This is a genomic window from Bartonella silvatica, assembly GCF_040545155.1.
Classification (GTDB): domain Bacteria; phylum Pseudomonadota; class Alphaproteobacteria; order Rhizobiales; family Rhizobiaceae; genus Bartonella; species Bartonella silvatica.
In genome coordinates this window covers 88,449-105,770 of record NZ_JBEPLI010000003.1, presented here as the reverse complement: position 1 = coordinate 105,770, position 17,322 = coordinate 88,449, and the positions used below count along the sequence as shown (strand labels likewise).

The 17,322-nt window shown below is 37.8% G+C and carries 15 protein-coding genes and 1 other RNA gene; 7 read left to right on the top strand and 9 right to left on the bottom strand.

The genetic code is table 11. From position 1 onward, the window contains the following. Positions 1-21: 21 nt before the first annotated feature. Positions 22-651, top strand: coding sequence for a DapH/DapD/GlmU-related protein (locus ABID23_RS02900; RefSeq protein WP_354189151.1), 630 nt, complete (start codon positions 22-24; stop codon positions 649-651). Positions 652-707: 56 nt separating this feature from the next. On the opposite strand, the gene ABID23_RS02895 is transcribed toward ABID23_RS02900, so the two are convergent. The 5 genes from ABID23_RS02895 to ssrA all read right to left on the bottom strand — a co-directional run bounded on the left by ABID23_RS02895 (position 708) and on the right by ssrA (position 4,672). Further along, positions 708-3,044, bottom strand: a complete 2,337-nt coding sequence (locus ABID23_RS02895) for an ATP-dependent helicase (RefSeq protein ID WP_354189149.1) — start codon at positions 3,042-3,044, stop codon at positions 708-710. A gap of 100 nt (positions 3,045-3,144) precedes the next feature. Further along, complete coding sequence (locus ABID23_RS02890; protein ID WP_354189147.1) at positions 3,145-3,396, bottom strand: ribbon-helix-helix domain-containing protein; 252 nt, start codon at positions 3,394-3,396, stop codon at positions 3,145-3,147. Positions 3,397-3,407: 11 nt separating this feature from the next. Further along, positions 3,408-3,590: a DUF4169 family protein gene (locus ABID23_RS02885; RefSeq protein WP_354189145.1), complete on the bottom strand. Its 183-nt coding sequence runs from the start codon at positions 3,588-3,590 to the stop codon at positions 3,408-3,410. Positions 3,591-3,597: 7 nt separating this feature from the next. Next, positions 3,598-4,143 carry an SspB family protein gene (locus ABID23_RS02880; protein ID WP_354189143.1) on the bottom strand — a complete coding sequence of 182 codons (546 nt, stop codon included), beginning with the start codon at positions 4,141-4,143 and terminating at the stop codon, positions 3,598-3,600. A 172-nt stretch (positions 4,144-4,315) separates the two neighbouring features. Then, positions 4,316-4,672: a transfer-messenger RNA gene (gene ssrA / locus ABID23_RS02875) on the bottom strand. Positions 4,673-4,768: 96 nt separating this feature from the next. Here ssrA and ABID23_RS02870 point away from each other — a divergent pair. Beyond that, positions 4,769-5,074 (top strand): DUF2853 family protein, encoded by a 306-nt coding sequence (locus ABID23_RS02870; RefSeq protein WP_354189141.1) that lies wholly within the window; start codon positions 4,769-4,771, stop codon positions 5,072-5,074. Positions 5,075-5,145: 71 nt separating this feature from the next. On the opposite strand, the gene ABID23_RS02865 is transcribed toward ABID23_RS02870, so the two are convergent. The 4 genes from ABID23_RS02865 to ABID23_RS02850 all read right to left on the bottom strand — a co-directional run bounded on the left by ABID23_RS02865 (position 5,146) and on the right by ABID23_RS02850 (position 11,809). After that, positions 5,146-6,453 (bottom strand): MFS family transporter, encoded by a 1,308-nt coding sequence (locus ABID23_RS02865; protein WP_354189139.1) that lies wholly within the window; start codon positions 6,451-6,453, stop codon positions 5,146-5,148. Between the two features lie 406 nt (positions 6,454-6,859). After that, positions 6,860-8,167 (bottom strand): MFS family transporter, encoded by a 1,308-nt coding sequence (locus tag ABID23_RS02860; protein WP_354189137.1) that lies wholly within the window; start codon positions 8,165-8,167, stop codon positions 6,860-6,862. Positions 8,168-8,554: 387 nt separating this feature from the next. Beyond that, a complete protein-coding gene (locus tag ABID23_RS02855) occupies positions 8,555-9,862 on the bottom strand; it encodes an MFS family transporter (RefSeq protein ID WP_354189135.1) in 1,308 nt (435 codons plus the stop codon). A gap of 639 nt (positions 9,863-10,501) precedes the next feature. Continuing rightward, positions 10,502-11,809, bottom strand: coding sequence for an MFS family transporter (locus tag ABID23_RS02850; protein WP_354189133.1), 1,308 nt, complete (start codon positions 11,807-11,809; stop codon positions 10,502-10,504). 210 nt (positions 11,810-12,019) lie between these two features. Here ABID23_RS02850 and ABID23_RS02845 point away from each other — a divergent pair, with 210 nt between their 5' ends. The 5 genes from ABID23_RS02845 (at position 12,020) to ABID23_RS02825 (ending at position 17,186) form a co-directional block, all read left to right on the top strand. Continuing rightward, positions 12,020-12,814 (top strand): thymidylate synthase, encoded by a 795-nt coding sequence (locus tag ABID23_RS02845; RefSeq protein ID WP_354189131.1) that lies wholly within the window; start codon positions 12,020-12,022, stop codon positions 12,812-12,814. After that, positions 12,811-13,320 carry a dihydrofolate reductase gene (locus ABID23_RS02840; RefSeq protein WP_354189129.1) on the top strand — a complete coding sequence of 170 codons (510 nt, stop codon included), beginning with the start codon at positions 12,811-12,813 and terminating at the stop codon, positions 13,318-13,320. The genes ABID23_RS02845 and ABID23_RS02840 overlap by 4 nt, the downstream gene beginning before the upstream one ends. Positions 13,321-13,438: 118 nt before the next feature. Continuing rightward, positions 13,439-14,581: an FtsH protease activity modulator HflK gene (gene hflK / locus ABID23_RS02835; protein ID WP_354189206.1), complete on the top strand. Its 1,143-nt coding sequence runs from the start codon at positions 13,439-13,441 to the stop codon at positions 14,579-14,581. A 2-nt stretch (positions 14,582-14,583) separates the two neighbouring features. Beyond that, positions 14,584-15,525 carry a protease modulator HflC gene (hflC, locus tag ABID23_RS02830; RefSeq protein WP_354189127.1) on the top strand — a complete coding sequence of 314 codons (942 nt, stop codon included), beginning with the start codon at positions 14,584-14,586 and terminating at the stop codon, positions 15,523-15,525. Between the two features lie 146 nt (positions 15,526-15,671). Continuing rightward, entirely contained in the window at positions 15,672-17,186 is a 1,515-nt protein-coding gene (locus ABID23_RS02825; protein WP_354189125.1) for a Do family serine endopeptidase, read from the top strand. The last annotated feature ends 136 nt before the right edge of the window (positions 17,187-17,322 follow it).

Here is a 17,322-nt window from a genome sequence, read left to right as displayed (position 1 = left end):
AAAACAATTGGTGAAAGATAAATGGATATTGAGAAAGATCTTCGATTCCGTAAGAGTGAGCCTCGTATCAATACGACAGCGCGCTTGCACGGCTGTAAATTAGGGCGCTATGTGGAAATTAATGAGCAGGTGGTTTTGCGTGATGTAACGGTTGGAGACTTTTCTTATTTTGAACGTCACAGCGAAGCGATTTACAGTGATATCGGGCGCTTTTGTTCTATTGCGCCTCATGTATGTCTGAATGCATTAGAACATCCTGTCGAACGGCTTTCAACACATAAAATAACATATCGTCCTAACGAATATTTCCGCTATATAGCGTTAGATCATTCTTTCCGTGAAAAGCGTTGTGCGAAACGTGTTTTTATTGGGCATGATGTATGGATTGGGTACGGTGCAGTTATTATGCCTGGGGTCACAATTGGGCATGGCGCTATCATTGGTGCGAATGCTGTGATAACAAAAGATGTTGCACCCTATACGATTGTTGCTGGCATTCCTGCAAAACCATTACGGATGCGCTTTTCTGATCATGTCATTCAAACACTTTTAGAGATGGCTTGGTGGGATTGGCCGCTGGATAAAATTTACAACGCATTGTCTGACATGAAAATCTTACCAATTGAAGCCTTTATTCACAAATGGAAATAATATTCAGATTCAAATAAAAAGATGACTTTTGAGGTAAGATGTTTCTATTATATTGATTAGGCCTTTTTGACAAAATTGTCGAGTACACGCTTTTCTCCTGCTTTTTCAAACATAATGGTCAATTTATGGTCATCTATCGCTGTAATATGACCATAACCAAACTTTATATGAAAAATCCGATCATGGATTGAAAAATTTGATGGTGCTTCAGAAATTGATTGAGTGATGATTTTCCCTTCAATATTTTTTTGTCCACGCTTCCATCCTGGTGTTGCGTAATCATTATAAAAGGGATTGTGATGTTTAAAGTGTGGTTTTCCATAACCACCATAAGATGTTTCGCTTTGTACAATTTCGATATGTTCTTCTGGTAACTCATCCAGAAAACGTGAGGGGAGCGTTGATTGCCAAAGTCCGTGAACTTTTCGGTTGGATACAAACCATATATGGAGGTGTTTTTTGGCTCTTGTCAGTCCGACATAAGCCAGACGTCGTTCTTCTTCTAATCCTGAATTACCACCTTCATCCATTGAACGTTGGTGGGGAAAGAGTCCTTCTTCCCAACCAGGCAGAAAAACTGTTTCAAATTCAAGTCCTTTGGCGGAATGAAGAGTCATTATATTGACGGCATCGGTATTGTCATTATTTTCGGTATCCATCACCAGTGCAACATGCTCTAAAAAGCTATGAAGACTTTCAAACTGTTCCATAGAGCGGATCATTTCTTTAAGATTTTCTAATCGTGTTGGTGCTTCTGGTGAGCGGTCTTTTAACCACATGGTTGTATAACCTGAATCATCAAGAATGATTTCGGCAAGCTCTTTATGAGGAGTGCATTGCAGCATATTTTGCCAACGGCGGAAGTCTTCAACAACACCCCGTAAAGCACTACGTGCTTTAGGTTTTAACTCATCTGTTTCAATGATTGCTGCAGCGGCAGAAAAGAGAGGAATAGAGCGTGCACGTGCACTTTCATAAAGAGTACGCATGGTTGCTTCTCCTAAGCCGCGTTTGGGGGTGTTGATAATGCGTTCAAAAGCCAAATCATCTTCTGGTTGTACAACAACGCGTAAATAAGCCATGGCATCACGTATTTCCATTCGTTCATAAAAGCGTGGACCACCAATGACACGGTAATTAAGACCAAGTGTTACAAAGCGTTCTTCAAATTCACGCATTTGAAACGATGCGCGCACCAATATTGCCATATGATTTAATGAACGACCAACGCGTTGCGCTTGTTCAATTTCTTCTCCAATGGCACGTGCTTCTTCTCCCGAATCCCATGCAGTATGAATTTTCACCTTTTCTTCTTCAATATTCACTTGATCAGAAAAAAGTGTTTTCCCAAGTCTTCCTTTGTTATGAGAGATAAGATAAGAAGCGGTTTTGAGAATATGTGATGTTGAGCGATAATTGCGTTCTAAACGAATAATGTTTGCGGGAGAAAAATCTTTTTCGAAACGTAGAATGTTATCGACTTGAGCTCCACGCCATCCATAAATAGATTGATCATCATCACCAACACAACAAAGGTTGATATGCTGTCCTTTAGGCTGTTGTGCCAAAAGGCGAAGCCAAAGATATTGTGCTATATTTGTGTCTTGATATTCATCAACAAGAATATAGCGAAATTTGGAGTGATATTCGTTAAGGACATCTGGATTGTTTTGGAAGATAGAAATAGGGTGAAGGAGAAGATCACCAAAATCACAAGCGTTAAGGCTTGTTAATCTACTTTGATAATTTTGATAAAGTTTGCGTCCCATGCCATTGCCAAAGGAATGAACATCACTTTCTGGAATACGTTCTGGTGAAAGCCCTTGATTTTTCCAAGAATCAATCATCATTGCAAAGTTACGTGCAGGCCAACGTTTATCATCCAATCCTTCAGCTTGAATAAGCTGTTTTAAAAGTCGGATAACATCATCACTATCAAGAATTGTAAAATTTCTTTTTAAATGAACAAGTTCGGCGTGACGACGCAAAATTTTTGCACCAGTGGAATGAAAAGTTCCAAGCCAAGGCATACCTTCAACAGTCTCACCGATAAGTTCACCAATACGCATTTTCATTTCGCGTGCGGCTTTGTTGGTGAAAGTTACAGCAAGTATTTGCTGAGGTGAGGCAAGCCCAGAGCGTAAAATATGTGAAATACGGGTTGTTAAAACACGCGTCTTTCCAGTACCAGCACCTGCAAGAACTAAAAGAGGCCCTTCTGTATTCATAACGGCCTGTCGTTGTTCAGGATTGAGTTGTTCTAAATAATCGGTATTACACTTTGTTTGTTTGTTTATTGTTATAGTGTGATGAGTAGGCTCAGAACTCTTTTCATGATGGAGAGGAGAGGCATTTTTTTCAAAGAATGGTATGTGGTCGCGAAAATTATTCATTATGCTTTGTGTTTAGTATTTTTTTCACTTGAACACCAGAGATAAAAATCCTTTTCTTTAAAAAGCGAATAATATCTTCTGTTGAATAAAAAAACAAATACTAAAGGCGTTGAGTGAGAACAGTTTGAAGCGCGTAAACACGTAATGAAGCTGAAAGTTTCACTTTCTGTGGTCGTTTGCTATCAATATCGGTGATTATAGAGGCTAAAGATTGTCCTTTTTTGCTTGCTAGAGTTTTGAGAATATCTAGAAAAGGTTGTTCTAAAGATACACTCGTTGCATGTCCATCAATCCGAACAGATATTTTTTGAGGAACTGCCTTTGACCAGTCGATAAAATTATTTTCGTGCATTGTTTTGATCCTTATTCGTCATTGCATAAACGATTTTGATCAAGAAACTTTTGTACTTTTAAAGATGCTTTTTGTTCGAAAAGCTTTTCAGCTTTTGTTCGTCCAAAACGGTAGCGATTTTCATCTGCGCGATTAGACTTCTCCGTACGCTTTTGTTTCTTCCGAAATTGACGAAGGTTGATGAGTTCAGTCATGACGAGCTTATTTTTTTCGAAAAGAATCCAAGGAGACAACATCAGCACTTGGTTTAGTATCATTATTTGAGGGTTCCTGGTTCATATTAAGGTTTGGCTCCTTTGCAATTGTATTTTCTTTTTGTGGTTTGTTCGATAGCTTGAGAGGGGTGGATGAGGTATTTTCCGGCTTTTCATTTTCTTGAGAGGTAAGATTTGAGGGCAAGTCAAATGCTGCTTCAAATGAGGCCACGGGGTCATAAAATACTTGAACAGATGTAAAAGGAACTACGAGCTTTTCGGTAATTTCTTGAAAGGAAAGTGTTACTTCAAAGGCCGTTTCTGAAACGCTTAAATCTCTAAATTGGTGTTGTAATACGATTGTCATTTGTTCTGGGTAACGACTTTTAAGTCGAGAAGAGATTTTGACGCCCGGAGCATTTGTCAAAAAAGTAATAAAAAAATGATGACTTCCTGGAAGACCTGCTTTGGCAACTTCCGATAAAACTTTACGGATAACTCCGCGAAGTGCCTCCTGAACGAGGATATCGTAACGGATTTGATCTTGAATCATCGAAACTTATTCCTTTTATTTTACGTAGTAGATGAATATGTATGATATTGTGCAATAGAATGTCATTTTAAGCTAGCAATATTTTGTCTACTATGCACCTAAATTCGTTGAACGAGAAGACGAAAGTTTGTGATAAACAATGTCTAAAAGATCAATCAGTAATGTTTATAAAAGTGAAGGCTTCTGTTGCCAGGTGCCTCCGAACCCCGCTTAAACCTGCGACGGTTTAAGGCTAAATTTGAAACATTCACACCACCTTAAGCGGCGAGACGTGCTTCCGCATAGTTGTCATTTGCAACTACTCATTTAGTCCGATAACGGTGGTACAATGCCGAGTAAAAGAGCGATCTTTACGCCTTTGTCGATCCTATTTCGCCCCCACCAAAATATGATCAATAGAGATTATACTTTGGTGGAGGCGCCGGGTACCGCCCCCGGGTCCAATAGGTTTATTTCACCGTCCATTTATTACCATAGCTGGTAAACCAGCTCTATAAATATAGATGAAGAATGGTCTTTGGAAAAGGGGGGTTGTTAATATTTTTAGTCCTCTAATTATTTATGAAGTTATATGATGCGGTTGTAAAGTATGTCCGCTCATTCTTAAAAGAGGAGGTGGAGCAGAATGAAAAATAATCTAGAAGATATTAAATTATATGATCAGAATCCTGATGAAGCAGCAGTAGAACGGCTTAGCCGTCGCTTGGCTTTGGTGATGCAAAAGCAGGATGCATCACTCGTTTCGGTATCAGATCCAAAAGAGTTAGAACGCGTTGAAAAATGGGCACAAGATGTCTTAAGTGTTGATGAGCAGAGTGCTAAAACAGCTGTTTTAAAAGTTGCAGAGATGATGTCTGGGGATCGTAGAAAAAGTCGCCTAACGTTTTATTATCTGCTAGCTAAATATTTAAACAAGCTTAATAAAGTTTAAACAATATTAAAAAGTCATACAAGAGTAAAAAAGCCCAAAGAGTTGGGCTTTTTTATATTTCATGGAAGAAGTTAAAGGGTTTCACTATCTTGGAGATAGCCTCCTTTACGCATACTCGGTACGAAGAGAAGCGCAATAAATGCAATAATCATCACACCGGTAACATAAAAATAAAAGACTGATTCATGCCCCATATTTTTTAATCCAAGTGCAACATATTCAGCAGAGCCGCCAAATATTGCATTGCCCATAGCATGCGCAAGACTCACTCCGAGTGCTCGTACGGAAGCAGGAAACATTGCTGATTTTACAACACCAGAGATAGATGTATACATACTCATAATACAAAGCATTCCAATAATGGTTGATAAAGCAATCCATGCACTATGCGTGTTGCCGACAATAAAAAGTCCAGGAAATGTAAAAATAGTAGAGAGTATACTCCAGATGATGAGTAAGGTTTTTGTTCCAATTTTATCGGCGAGAATACCTGCTAGAGGTTGGAAGAGGATAAAAATAAAGAGAGCGGCAGTCATTATTGTTGTTGCAGTGTGTTTATCAAATCCAGTTGTTGTGATCAGATATTTCTGCATATAAGTTGTACAGGTATAAAAAGTGAGAGATCCCCCCGATGCAAATAAAGCTATCGAAAAAAAGGCTTTTTTATGATTTGTGAAAAGTTCCTTAAGACTCCCTGTATGTTTTTGAGAGCGGCTTTCCTTCGTTGTTGTTTCATGGAGTGAACGGCGTAGATAAATTGCAACAATTGCTCCTATTCCACCAATCACAAAAGGAATGCGCCAGCCCCATGATTTTAACTGATCTTCGTTAAGATAAAGTGCTAAAATAAATATGATAAAACTAGCCAGAAGTTGACCCGTGATGAGGGTAGCAGATTGGAAAGAAGCAAAGAAACCACGATGGTTTTTAAGAGAAACCTCACTCATATAAGTTGCTGCCGTACCATATTCACCACCGGCTGAAAGCCCTTGCATCATTCGGATTAAAAGGAGAAGAATTGCTGCTGTTATGCCTAATGTTTCATAGGTGGGAAGTATGGCGATGAGGAAAGATCCGCCACACATCATAAATATAGATATGAGCATGGAGCGTTTTCGCCCATAACGATCAGCAATATGTCCAAAGAGCCACGCTCCAATAGGGCGCATAAGAAAACCGATAAAAAAGATTCCTGCGGTTTTTAATAGTTGAGTTACAATATCATCATCTGAAGGAAAGAATTGTGATGCAAAATAAATTGATGCAAATGAGTAAACATAAAAATCATACCATTCGACGAGATTTCCTGATGCGCTAGATATGATAGCAAAAACACGTTTTCTCGTATCATGTTCTACTAGAGTTGTTTCACTCCTCATGAAGTATTCCCCTTTTATCTATAATTATTGTTCTTTAAATTTATTTAGCTTTTGTATCATAAAAACTTAATTGTATAGTGATAATTTCTTATGAAAACTATTTTAGATAACTTATTTGGGGTATCTTTGTCGTAAAGCAAGAATTGTTATATAGGACTTGAGGGGGGAGTGTATAAAAATGCAATTGTGATATCTTCGGTTTTTGTGAGAAAGTTACTCAAAAAATTATTTCAATAACTGTAGATACAATCTCTAGAGTTTGCAGAAAGGATCATATGGCTTTTTGTTATTTTGTTGCCAGACAAGCTAAACCAATTTTATGAAAGCTTAAGAAATATCAAAACTGATTTTTTGCAGAATGAAAAAAAGCCCAAATAATTGGGCTTTTTCTTTTTAGTCCAGAAACTTAAAGGGTTTCATTTTCTTTCAAATATCCTCCTTTGTTTATATTAGGCATAAGGAGAATAGAGATGAAAGCAATGATCATCATAAAAATGATGTAAAAAGAGAAGACGGATTCATATCCGATCTTTTTAAATTCAAGTGCGACATATTCAGCAGAACCTCCAAAGAGTGCATTTCCTATGGCATAAGCGAGACCAACGCCTATCGCTCGGATTGAGGCAGGGAACAATTCTGCTTTGATGATACCGGCAATAGATGTATAAAGACTCATAATACAGAGCATTCCTATAATGGCGAAGAAGGCAACCCAAGTATCGTTTGTGCCACCAATAATTCTGAGTGCAGGAATTGTGCAGATAATGGATAAAGAGCTCCAGATAATAAGAAAAGCTTTTGCTCCAATTTTATCAGCGAGCGATCCAAATATGGGTTGAAGTAGGACAAAAATAAAGAGAGCCGCAGTCATTATTGTTGTTGCAGTGTGTTTATCAAATCCGGTGGTCGTGATCAGATATTTTTGCATATAAGTGGTATATGTATAAAATGTAAGCGATCCTCCAGCTGTAAAACCAATAACCAAAAAGAATGCTTTTTTATGATTGCGTAGCAGTTCTCTCAGACTCCCCGTATGTTTTTGAGAGCGGCTTTCCTTAGTTGTTGTTTCGTGGAGTAGGTGACGTAAATAAATTGAAATTATTGCTCCAAATCCGCCAATGACAAAAGGAATTCGCCAGCCCCACGATTTTAACTGGTCTTCCGTAAGGTAGAGTGCTAAAATAAAAATGATAAAACTTGCGAGAAGTTGCCCCGTAATAAGTGTAGCATATTGAAAAGAAGCAAAGAGACCACGATGTTTTTTAGGAGCAACTTCACTCATATAAGTTGCTGCTGTACCATATTCACCACCAGCTGAAAGTCCTTGCATCATTCGGACTAAAAGGAGAAGAACTGGTGCTGTGATGCCCAGAGTTTCGTAAGTAGGCAGTATGGCGACAAGAAAGGAACCACCACACATCATAAAAATAGATATAAGCATGGAGCGTTTGCGCCCATAACGATCCGCAATAAATCCAAACAGCCATGCTCCAATGGGACGCATCAGAAAACCGATAAAAAAGATTCCTGCGACTTTTAATAGTTGAGACACAATATCATCATCTGAAGGAAAGAATTGTGATGCAAAATAAATTGATGCAAATGAGTAGACATAAAAATCATACCATTCGACAAGATTTCCTGATGCGCTGGATATGATAGCAAAGATACGCTTTCTTGTATCATGTTCTACGAGAGCTGTTTCGCTGTTCATGAAGTATTCCCCTTTTATCGATTTAAAATGATTACGATTTGTTTTGATAAAAATCAACTATACAAAAATGACTCCTCATGCAAATGAGTTAAAACGATTTATTTTAGTTATTTTATAGCAGAATAAAAATTGCTATATTAGCTTTAGGGAACATGTTGAAAGATGCGTTTATGATATTTTAAGTGTTAATGAAAAAGTGACTAAATTCATCGTAGCAAATATCGCATAAAGAATGTTTTGAGGAAAAAGAAAAAGCTGTACTGTTTTGATGGCTGTATTTCTAAAGAATGCAATAAATTTCACAGAGTTTAAATGATATCAAAACTAATTTTTTGCAGAATGAAAAAAAGCCCAAATATTTGGGCTTTTTATACTTCATGTCGGAAATCAAAGAGTTTCATTATCTTTCAGATATCCCCCTTTGTTTATATCCGGCATCAGAAGGATAGAAATGAGCGCAATGATCATCATAAAGATTATGTAAAAGTAAAAGATCGATTCATGTCCTATATTTTTTAACATAAGTGCGACATATTCAGCAGAGCCACCAAATAAAGCATTTCCAATAGCAAAAGCAAGCCCAACGCCTATTGCTCGGATTGTAGCAGGAAACAGTTCTGCTTTTATGATACCGGCGATAGAGGTATAAAGACTCATAATGCAGAGCATTCCTATAATAGTGAAGAATGCAACCCAAGTATCGTTCGTGCTACCAATGATTCTAAGGGCAGGAATTGTGCAGATGATGGACAAAATACTCCAAGCGATAAGAGATGCTCTTGCTTGAATTTTGTCAGCAAGAAAACCAAATATAGGTTGAAGTAAGACAAAAATAAAGAGCGCGGGGGTCATGATCATTGTAACAGTATGTTTATCAAATCCAGTTGTTGTGATCAGATATTTTTGCATATAAGTAGTGTATGTATAGAATGTAAGCGATCCTCCAGCTGTAAAACCAATAACCAAAAAGAATGCTTTTTTGTGATTGCGTAGAAGTTCTCTTAGACTCCCTGTATGTTTTTGAGAGCGGCTTTCTTTGGTCGTTGTTTCGTGGAGAGAGCGACGCAGGTAAATCGCAACAATTGCTCCTATTCCACCAATCACAAAAGGAATACGCCAGCCCCATGCTTTTAACTGCCCTTCAGTAAGGTAAAGCTCTAGAATAAATATAATAAAGCTAGCGAGAAGCTGCCCCGTAATGGTTGTGGCATATTGGAAAGAAGCAAAAAGACCACGATGCTTTTTAGGGGCAACTTCACTCATATAAGTTGCTGCCGTACCATATTCTCCACCGACTGAAAGCCCTTGTATCATTCGGACGAGAAGCAAAAGAACTGCTGCTGTGATGCCCAAAGTTTCATAGGTAGGAAGTAGGGCGATGAGAAAGGAGCCACCACACATCATAAAAACAGATATGAGCATGGAGCGTTTGCGTCCATAACGATCTGCAATATGCCCAAAGAGCCATGCTCCAATAGGGCGCATCAGAAAACCGATAAAAAAGATTCCTGCAGTTTTCAATAGTTGAGACACAATATCATCATCTGCAGGAAAGAATTGTGATGCAAAATAAATGGACGCAAATGAATAAACATAAAAATCATACCATTCCACGAGATTTCCTGATGCACTAGATATGATAGCAAAGATACGCTTTCTTGTATCATGTTTTGATAGATTTGTTTCGCTTTTCATGAAGTATTTCCCTTTTGGATCTATATTTAAGTTTTTCCAGTATTTATTTATAATAAAAACGCAATTATTATAATAATAAATCCTCATGAAAAAGCTGTAAAATAATTTATTTTGTTTATAGTGTAACGTATAAATAGAGATATATATTAAAAATGTATAATTTACGTATTATATAATTATTTTATTATTAATGTATTGTGGGTACTTTATGCAGAAAATATTACTATTATATTCACTAAAAAGTGTAACGCCTTATACGGTGCTAAATATAGTTTATGTGTATACGTTAAATAATTTGATATTTATTTGCATATTTTTTAATATGTTTTTTTATTGTATATTGTTATATTTCTTAAGTATTATGAGTTTCTACGTAGATTTAATAAAAAGATAGAGGAGGATGTTAAAATAAATCAAATATTTTTTGATTTAAGTGCATTGCTTCCAATAAAGAGAAAAAGGCTTATTCCTTTATAATAGGAAGTTATTGACTTCTCATAACGCACATTAAAAGAAGAAAAAATGCTTCTTTACACCATTATAGAGCACGAGAAATGAACGTTTACAGTTGATATTCAATTTTTTAACGGCAGGCATAAAAAGCCCAACATTTTGGGCTTTTTATTAAACGCAATTGGGTTAATTAATGTCATCTCCTTGCAGATATCCCTTTTTTCGGGCATCTGGCATCAAGAGAATTGCGATAAATGCAATGATCATCATGCCGGTTATATAAAAATAAAAGGTCGATTCATATCCTCTATTTTTTAATCCAAGTGCTACATATTCAGCGGAGCCACCAAATAATGCATTGGCAATAGCATAAGAGAGGCCAACTCCCATTGCACGTATTGAAGCAGGAAACATTTCTGCTTTTACGATACCAGAGACAGATGTATAAAAACTTATAATACAGAGCATTCCAATAACTGTAAGGAGTGCAATCCATGTACTATCGGCGTTACTAATGACATTGAGTGCAGGGACGGTAAAGAGGATGGATAAAGTACTCCAAATAAGCAGTGAAGCTTTTGTACCAATTTTATCGGCGAGAGAGCCAAATATGGGTTGGATTAACATGAACGTAAAGAGAGCAATAGTCATGATTGTTGTTGCAGTGTGTTTATCAAATCCCGCTGTTGTGATGAGATATTTCTGCATATAAGTTGTGCAAGTATAGAATGTGAGTGATCCTCCAGCTGTAAAACCGATCACTAAAAAGAAAGACTTTCTGTGATGACGTAGAAGTTCTTTAAGGCTACCGGATTTTTCTTTAGAACGCGTTTCTTGCGTTGTGGTTTCATGAAGGGAGCGACGGAGATAGATGGCAACAATTGCTCCTAATCCACCAATTGCAAAAGGAATGCGCCAGCCCCACGCTTTTAACTGATCCTCTGTTAAATAGAATGCTAGAATAAACATAACCAAACTTGCAAGAAGTTGACCACCAATGAGTGTGGCATATTGAAAAGAGCTAAAAAAACCACGACGATTTTTAAGTGCAACTTCGCTCATATAAGTTGCTGTTGTACCATATTCACCACCAACTGAGAGACCTTGAATCATACGCAGTAAAACGAGCAAAACTGCTGCAGCTACACCAATTGTTTCATAGGTAGGCAGTAAAGCAATGAGAAAAGAGCCACCACACATCATAAAAACAGAAATAAGTAAAGAACGTTTACGTCCATAACGATCAGCGATAAATCCAAAAAGCCACCCTCCAATTGGACGCATAAGAAAACCTATAAAAAAAACAGCAGAAGATTTTAAAAGTTCTGTAACAACATCTCCATCGGAAGGAAAAAACTGTGATGCAAAATAAATAGATGTAAAAGAATACACATAAAAATCATACCATTCTACCAGATTACCTGATGCACTAGATATAATAGAGAGAACACGTTTTCTTGTATCGTTTTGTGCGAAAGTTTCTTTATTCTCCATAGATTTGTCCCTTTTATTAGCTGTATATTTATTGCTCCTGTATTTATTTTATCGAGAGCTGTCTATAATATTTTGTTATTTGCGTCAAAAATTTAATTGGATCATGATCATTTCTTGTTCAAGATGCTTGAGAAGAGAATTAAATTATATTTTTTATAAATTTTATAGTTTATATTTTCTATAACGGACAGAATCGGTCATAATGTTTGTATGAAAACCTACCTTGAGCTTTTATCTTATGTTTTAAATCAGGGCGTTGATCGTGCAGATCGTACTGGTGTGGGAACGCGGTCGGTTTTTGGGTATCAAATGCGATTTGATTTACAAGCTGGCTTTCCGTTGTTGACAACAAAAAAACTACACTTACGTTCGATCATTTATGAGCTTTTATGGTTTCTTAATGGAGATACCAATATCGCATGGTTGAAGAAACATGGTGTGTCAATTTGGGATGAATGGGCTGATGAAAAAGGGGATCTAGGTCCTATTTATGGTTATCAGTGGCGTTCTTGGCCCGCTCCGGATGGGCAGCATATTGACCAAATCAGTAATCTTTTGACGATGATAAAGAAAACCCCTGATTCCCGTCGTTTGATTGTGTCGGCATGGAACCCTGCGTTGATAGAAGAGATGGCTCTGCCACCTTGTCATTGTTTTTTTCAATTTTACGTGGCTAATGGTAAATTATCCTGCCAGCTTTATCAACGTTCGGCTGATATTTTCTTAGGTGTTCCATTTAATATTGCTTCTTATGCGCTGTTAACAATGATGGTCGCACAGGTGTGTGATCTTAAAGTTGGTGACTTTGTCCACACTTTGGGTGATGCGCATCTTTATTCTAATCATTTTGAACAGGCTCGAAATCAATTGTCTCGTATACCTAATGCTTTGCCGCTTATGCATATAAATCCAGAGGTGAAAGATCTTTTTGCTTTTAAATTTGAGGATTTTGAATTGCTGAATTATGAAGCGCAACCACATATTAAGGCGCCGGTAGCTGTATGACTTTTCAAATTTGTTTAATTGCCGCGGTTGCAGAAAATGGTGTTATTGGTCATGAAGGTGCGATGCCTTGGCGTTTATCAACGGATTTGCAGCGCTTTAAGACTTTAACTTTTGGTAAGCCTATTATTATGGGGAGAAAAACTTGGGATTCTCTTGGGCGTTCTTTACCAGAGCGCACAAATATTGTTATTACACGCAATTGTACATTTAAAACTGAGGACGCTGTGATTGCTCACTCGTTATCTCAAGCCTGTTCTCTTGCGAAAAAGGTGGCTTCTCAAGATGGTGTCGATGAAATTTTCATTATTGGTGGGGGAGAAATTTTTGAACAGGGGTTGCATATTGCCGATAAAATATTTCTGACAGAAGTTTTAGCTTCCATGAAGGGTGATAGTTTTTTTCCGGTTTTTGATAAAGAAAAGTGGACTATTGTACAAACACAATATATTCCAGAAGGGGATAAAGACAGTCATTCCACACGCTTTGTAGTTTACGAACGGAAATAATCGTCGTAATTTTAAGTGGAAAGAACCTGTTCGTTACATTGTAATCAGATAAGAGCCGCACTATAAGTCAAGTGGGCGGTTGGTGTGTAGCTAATGATATTCAGTTAAAGAGGTGATGATGCCCTGGACAAATCAAAATGGTGGTGGCCCGTGGAGTGGCGATAAAAATAAACTCGGTGGGGATAAAAAAACATCGGCTAAGAACCTTTTTGGTTCTGGTGGGAATAGTGGTGGTAATGGTCCCAATCTTGATGATATTTTTCGGAGAGGGCAGGATCAGTTTAAACAAGTTGGTGGTAGTGGGTTATTTGCTCTGTTGTTTCTGCTTGCTGTTATTTTTTGGCTCTATCAGTCACTTTATATTGTTCAACAGAATGAACAAGCGGTAGAGTTGCGCTTTGGGGTTCCTAAAGAAGGAATTGTCAGTGATGGTTTGCATTTTCATTTTTGGCCAATTGAAACTTATCTAAAGGTGCCTTTAACAGAAAAAAATATCGCAATTGGTGGGCAGTCTGGTCAGGCACAACAGAGTGAAGGTTTGATGCTTTCGAGTGATCAAAATATTGTTAATGTTAACTTTTCTGTTTATTATCGGATTTCACGTCCGAGTCAGTTTTTATTCAATGTGAATGATCAAGAAGGAACAGTTCGTCAAGTTGCTGAAAGTGCGATGCGTGAGGTTATTGGTTCAAGGCCTGTTGATGATGTTTTGCGTGATAAAAAAGAAGAAGTTGCTAATGACGTGAGAAAAATTATCCAATTGACTGTGGATAAATATCAACTGGGTGTTGAAATAAGCCGTGTGTCGATTAGTGAAGCTGCACCTCCTACGAAAGTTGCAGCTGCATTTAATTCTGTTCAGCAGGCGGAGCAGGAACGTGGGCGCATGATTGAAGAAGGAAATCGTGTGCGTTTTACGAAGATTGGTTTAGCAAACGGTGAAGCCTCACGCACACGGGAAATCGCAAAGGGTGACAAAGCACAAATGATTGAAGAGGCAAGGGGGCGTGCTGAACGTTTTCAGGCTATAGCGCGTGAGGCTGCAATTTCACCAGAGGCTACACGTTATCGTATTTATATGGAGACGATGGGACATATTCTTTCTTCACCCAATAAATTGCTTTTTGATCAAGTAAACTCTCCTGCGGTGCCGTATTTACCTCTGAACGAATTGCTGCGTAGCAACTCACCAGAAAAAGCTAAAAAAGCAACAACACATTCCACACCACTGTTGGATTCTCGCATTTATGGAGGACGATAATTATGCAGCAATCTCGTTTCTTGTTTGTTGTTAGTACCATAATACTTCTTTTGATAGTTTTGTGGATGTCTATTTTTATTGTCTATCCTCGTCAACAAGTGGCAATTAAGCGTTTTGGGCAAATTGTTAAGGTTGAATCTGATCCTGGGATCTATTTTAAAGTACCTTTTATGGATAAGATGATCGTTGTTGATAATCGGTTGTTGCGTTATGATGTCCCTACACAATCTGTACAAGTACGTGGTGGTGCTTATTACGAAGTGGATGCGTTTTTTATTTACCGCATTACGGATCCAAAATTATTTTTGCAGCGTATTGCTTCAGGGCGTCCGCAAATTGCTGCGCGTGAAAATCTTGCACCGCGCTTTATTGATGCTTTGCGTGCTGTTTATGGGAAGCGAGAATTTAGAGCGGCTTTGTCTGACGAGCGGGGTGCAATGATGGCTGAAGTGCAGCGGCAGTTTTCTGTGGATGCAGGTTCGTTAGGTATTACGATTGTTGATGTCCGTATTCGCAAAACGGATTTAACAGATGCTGTCTCAGAAGATGTTTATCGGCAAATGGCAGCTGAACGTGAGGCAGCGGCCGAAAATATTCGTGCTCGTGGGCAACAGGAACGAGATCGTATTGTAGCTGAAGCTAATCGTGAATATGAAGAGATTGTAGCAGCTGCAAAGCGTGATGCTGAAATTACTCGTGGTGAGGGACAAGCTGAAAGTATCCGCCTTTTACTGGGTGCAAGGGAGGCTAATCCATCTTTTTACGATTTTTGGTTAGCAATGGAACAATATAAAAATCTGGAGCGTGTTCCAATGGTGATTTCGCCAAATGAAGATTTCTTTTTCTATTTCCGTAATCCATTGCAGGAAAAGAAAAAAAATTCATCAACCAATGCAGGTTTTGCTAGAAATGATTTAAAAATTGGAGGAGAAGAAAGACAATAGCGAACTGAATCTATACACTTTTGTGTGAGGTGTGTGATTTGTTGTTATCTTCTTTTTATAGTAAGAATGGTAGAGTGTTGGCCCGTATTGATTTTTTATAGGTAAATTGAGTGCGGTTCTTTACAGCGTTTTGTTAAAGGCATGTTATGGGTAAAAATGTCGTAGATAAAAATACGTCTTTGAAGTTATTTGTCACAAGATTTGTGGTCTGTGTGATCCTATTTTTATCAGGACCAGTTTCTTTCTCTTGGGGGGAAGAGACGAAAGATATACCTATTCCGGACTTGGCTTCTGAACTTTTGGAGACGGTCGTGAATATTTCCATAGCACAGACTGTTGATGGGACTGAACAAGATGAAAATGTTTCAGTGCCCACTATACCAAAGGATTCATTATTACAAGAATATTTCAGTGATTTTTTTACCCCCAAAGATGGACAAAAGGACAGTCAATTTCAAAAGGTACATTCTTTAGGATCTGGTTTTGTGATTGATGCCCAAAAAGGGCTTATTGTTACAAATTACCATGTTATCGTTGATGCTGATGATATTGAAGTTAACTTTACCGATGGTTCAAAATTGAAAGCGAAATTGCTTGGAAAGGATAGTAAGACTGATTTAGCACTACTTCAAGTAGATGCAGGAAGTAAAAAGTTAAAAGCAGTACGTTTTGGTGATTCTGAAAAGACGCGTATTGGTGATTGGGTTATGGCAATTGGCAACCCTTATGGTTTTGGTGGAAGTGTTACGGTTGGTATTATTTCTGCACGCAATCGCGATCTTAATGCTGGTCCTTATGATAATTTTATTCAGACCGATGCAGCGATTAACCGAGGAAATTCTGGTGGTCCGTTATTTGATAGAAGTGGTAGGGTGATTGGGATTAATACGGCTATTATTTCGCCTTCTGGAGGGTCTATTGGTATTGGTTTTGCTATACCATCAGATATGGCTCTTTCTGTGATTAATCAATTGCGTGATTTTGGAGAAATAAGACGTGGTTGGTTGGCTATTCGTATTCAACCAGTGACAGAAGATATTGCAAAAAGTTTAAAACTAGATCACGCTGTGGGAGCGTTGATTGCTGGTAAAATGGAACAAACGGATGTAGACAATAGTCAGCTACAGACAGGAGACGTTATTCTTTCCTTTGGGGATATAGAAATTAAGCATGCGCGTGATTTGCCGCGTTTAGTAGCGGAAAGTCCGGAAGGAAAGGTGGTTGATGTTACTGTTTTACGGGATGGGAAGAAAAAAATAGTAACAGTTAAACTTGGACGTTTGATTGAAACAGATACAAATGAAAATACAGAAGAAAAATCTGAAAATGAAGAAAACAATGCTTTAACCAAAAGCATGACAATGCAATTTATGGGAATGACATTGTCTGAACTTACAGAGGATTTGCGTCATCATTATTCAATTACTGATAATAAACTTCAGGGATTGGTTGTAACGTCTATTGTACAAAATGGTGCGGCAGATAAAAAGCGTATTCGTACAGGTGAAGTAATCGTTGAGATTAATCAGAGCTCTGTCACAACTATTGAGGATGCTAAAAAACGTATCCATAAATTACGTGAAGCTGGACGCAAAAATGCTTTGTGCGTTATTGCACGACCAGATGGGGAATTACGTGTTGTGACGATTCCAATGGAATAACTTTCTAGATATTACTGTATTTTGCTCTGTGGTTGATAAAAAATAAACGTAAAAAGAGAGTTTGTTTGTAGAAGATATTGGGCATATGCTTATCATAAGTGAGAATGCCGTTTATTTTTATGTAAAAAGGCAAAGC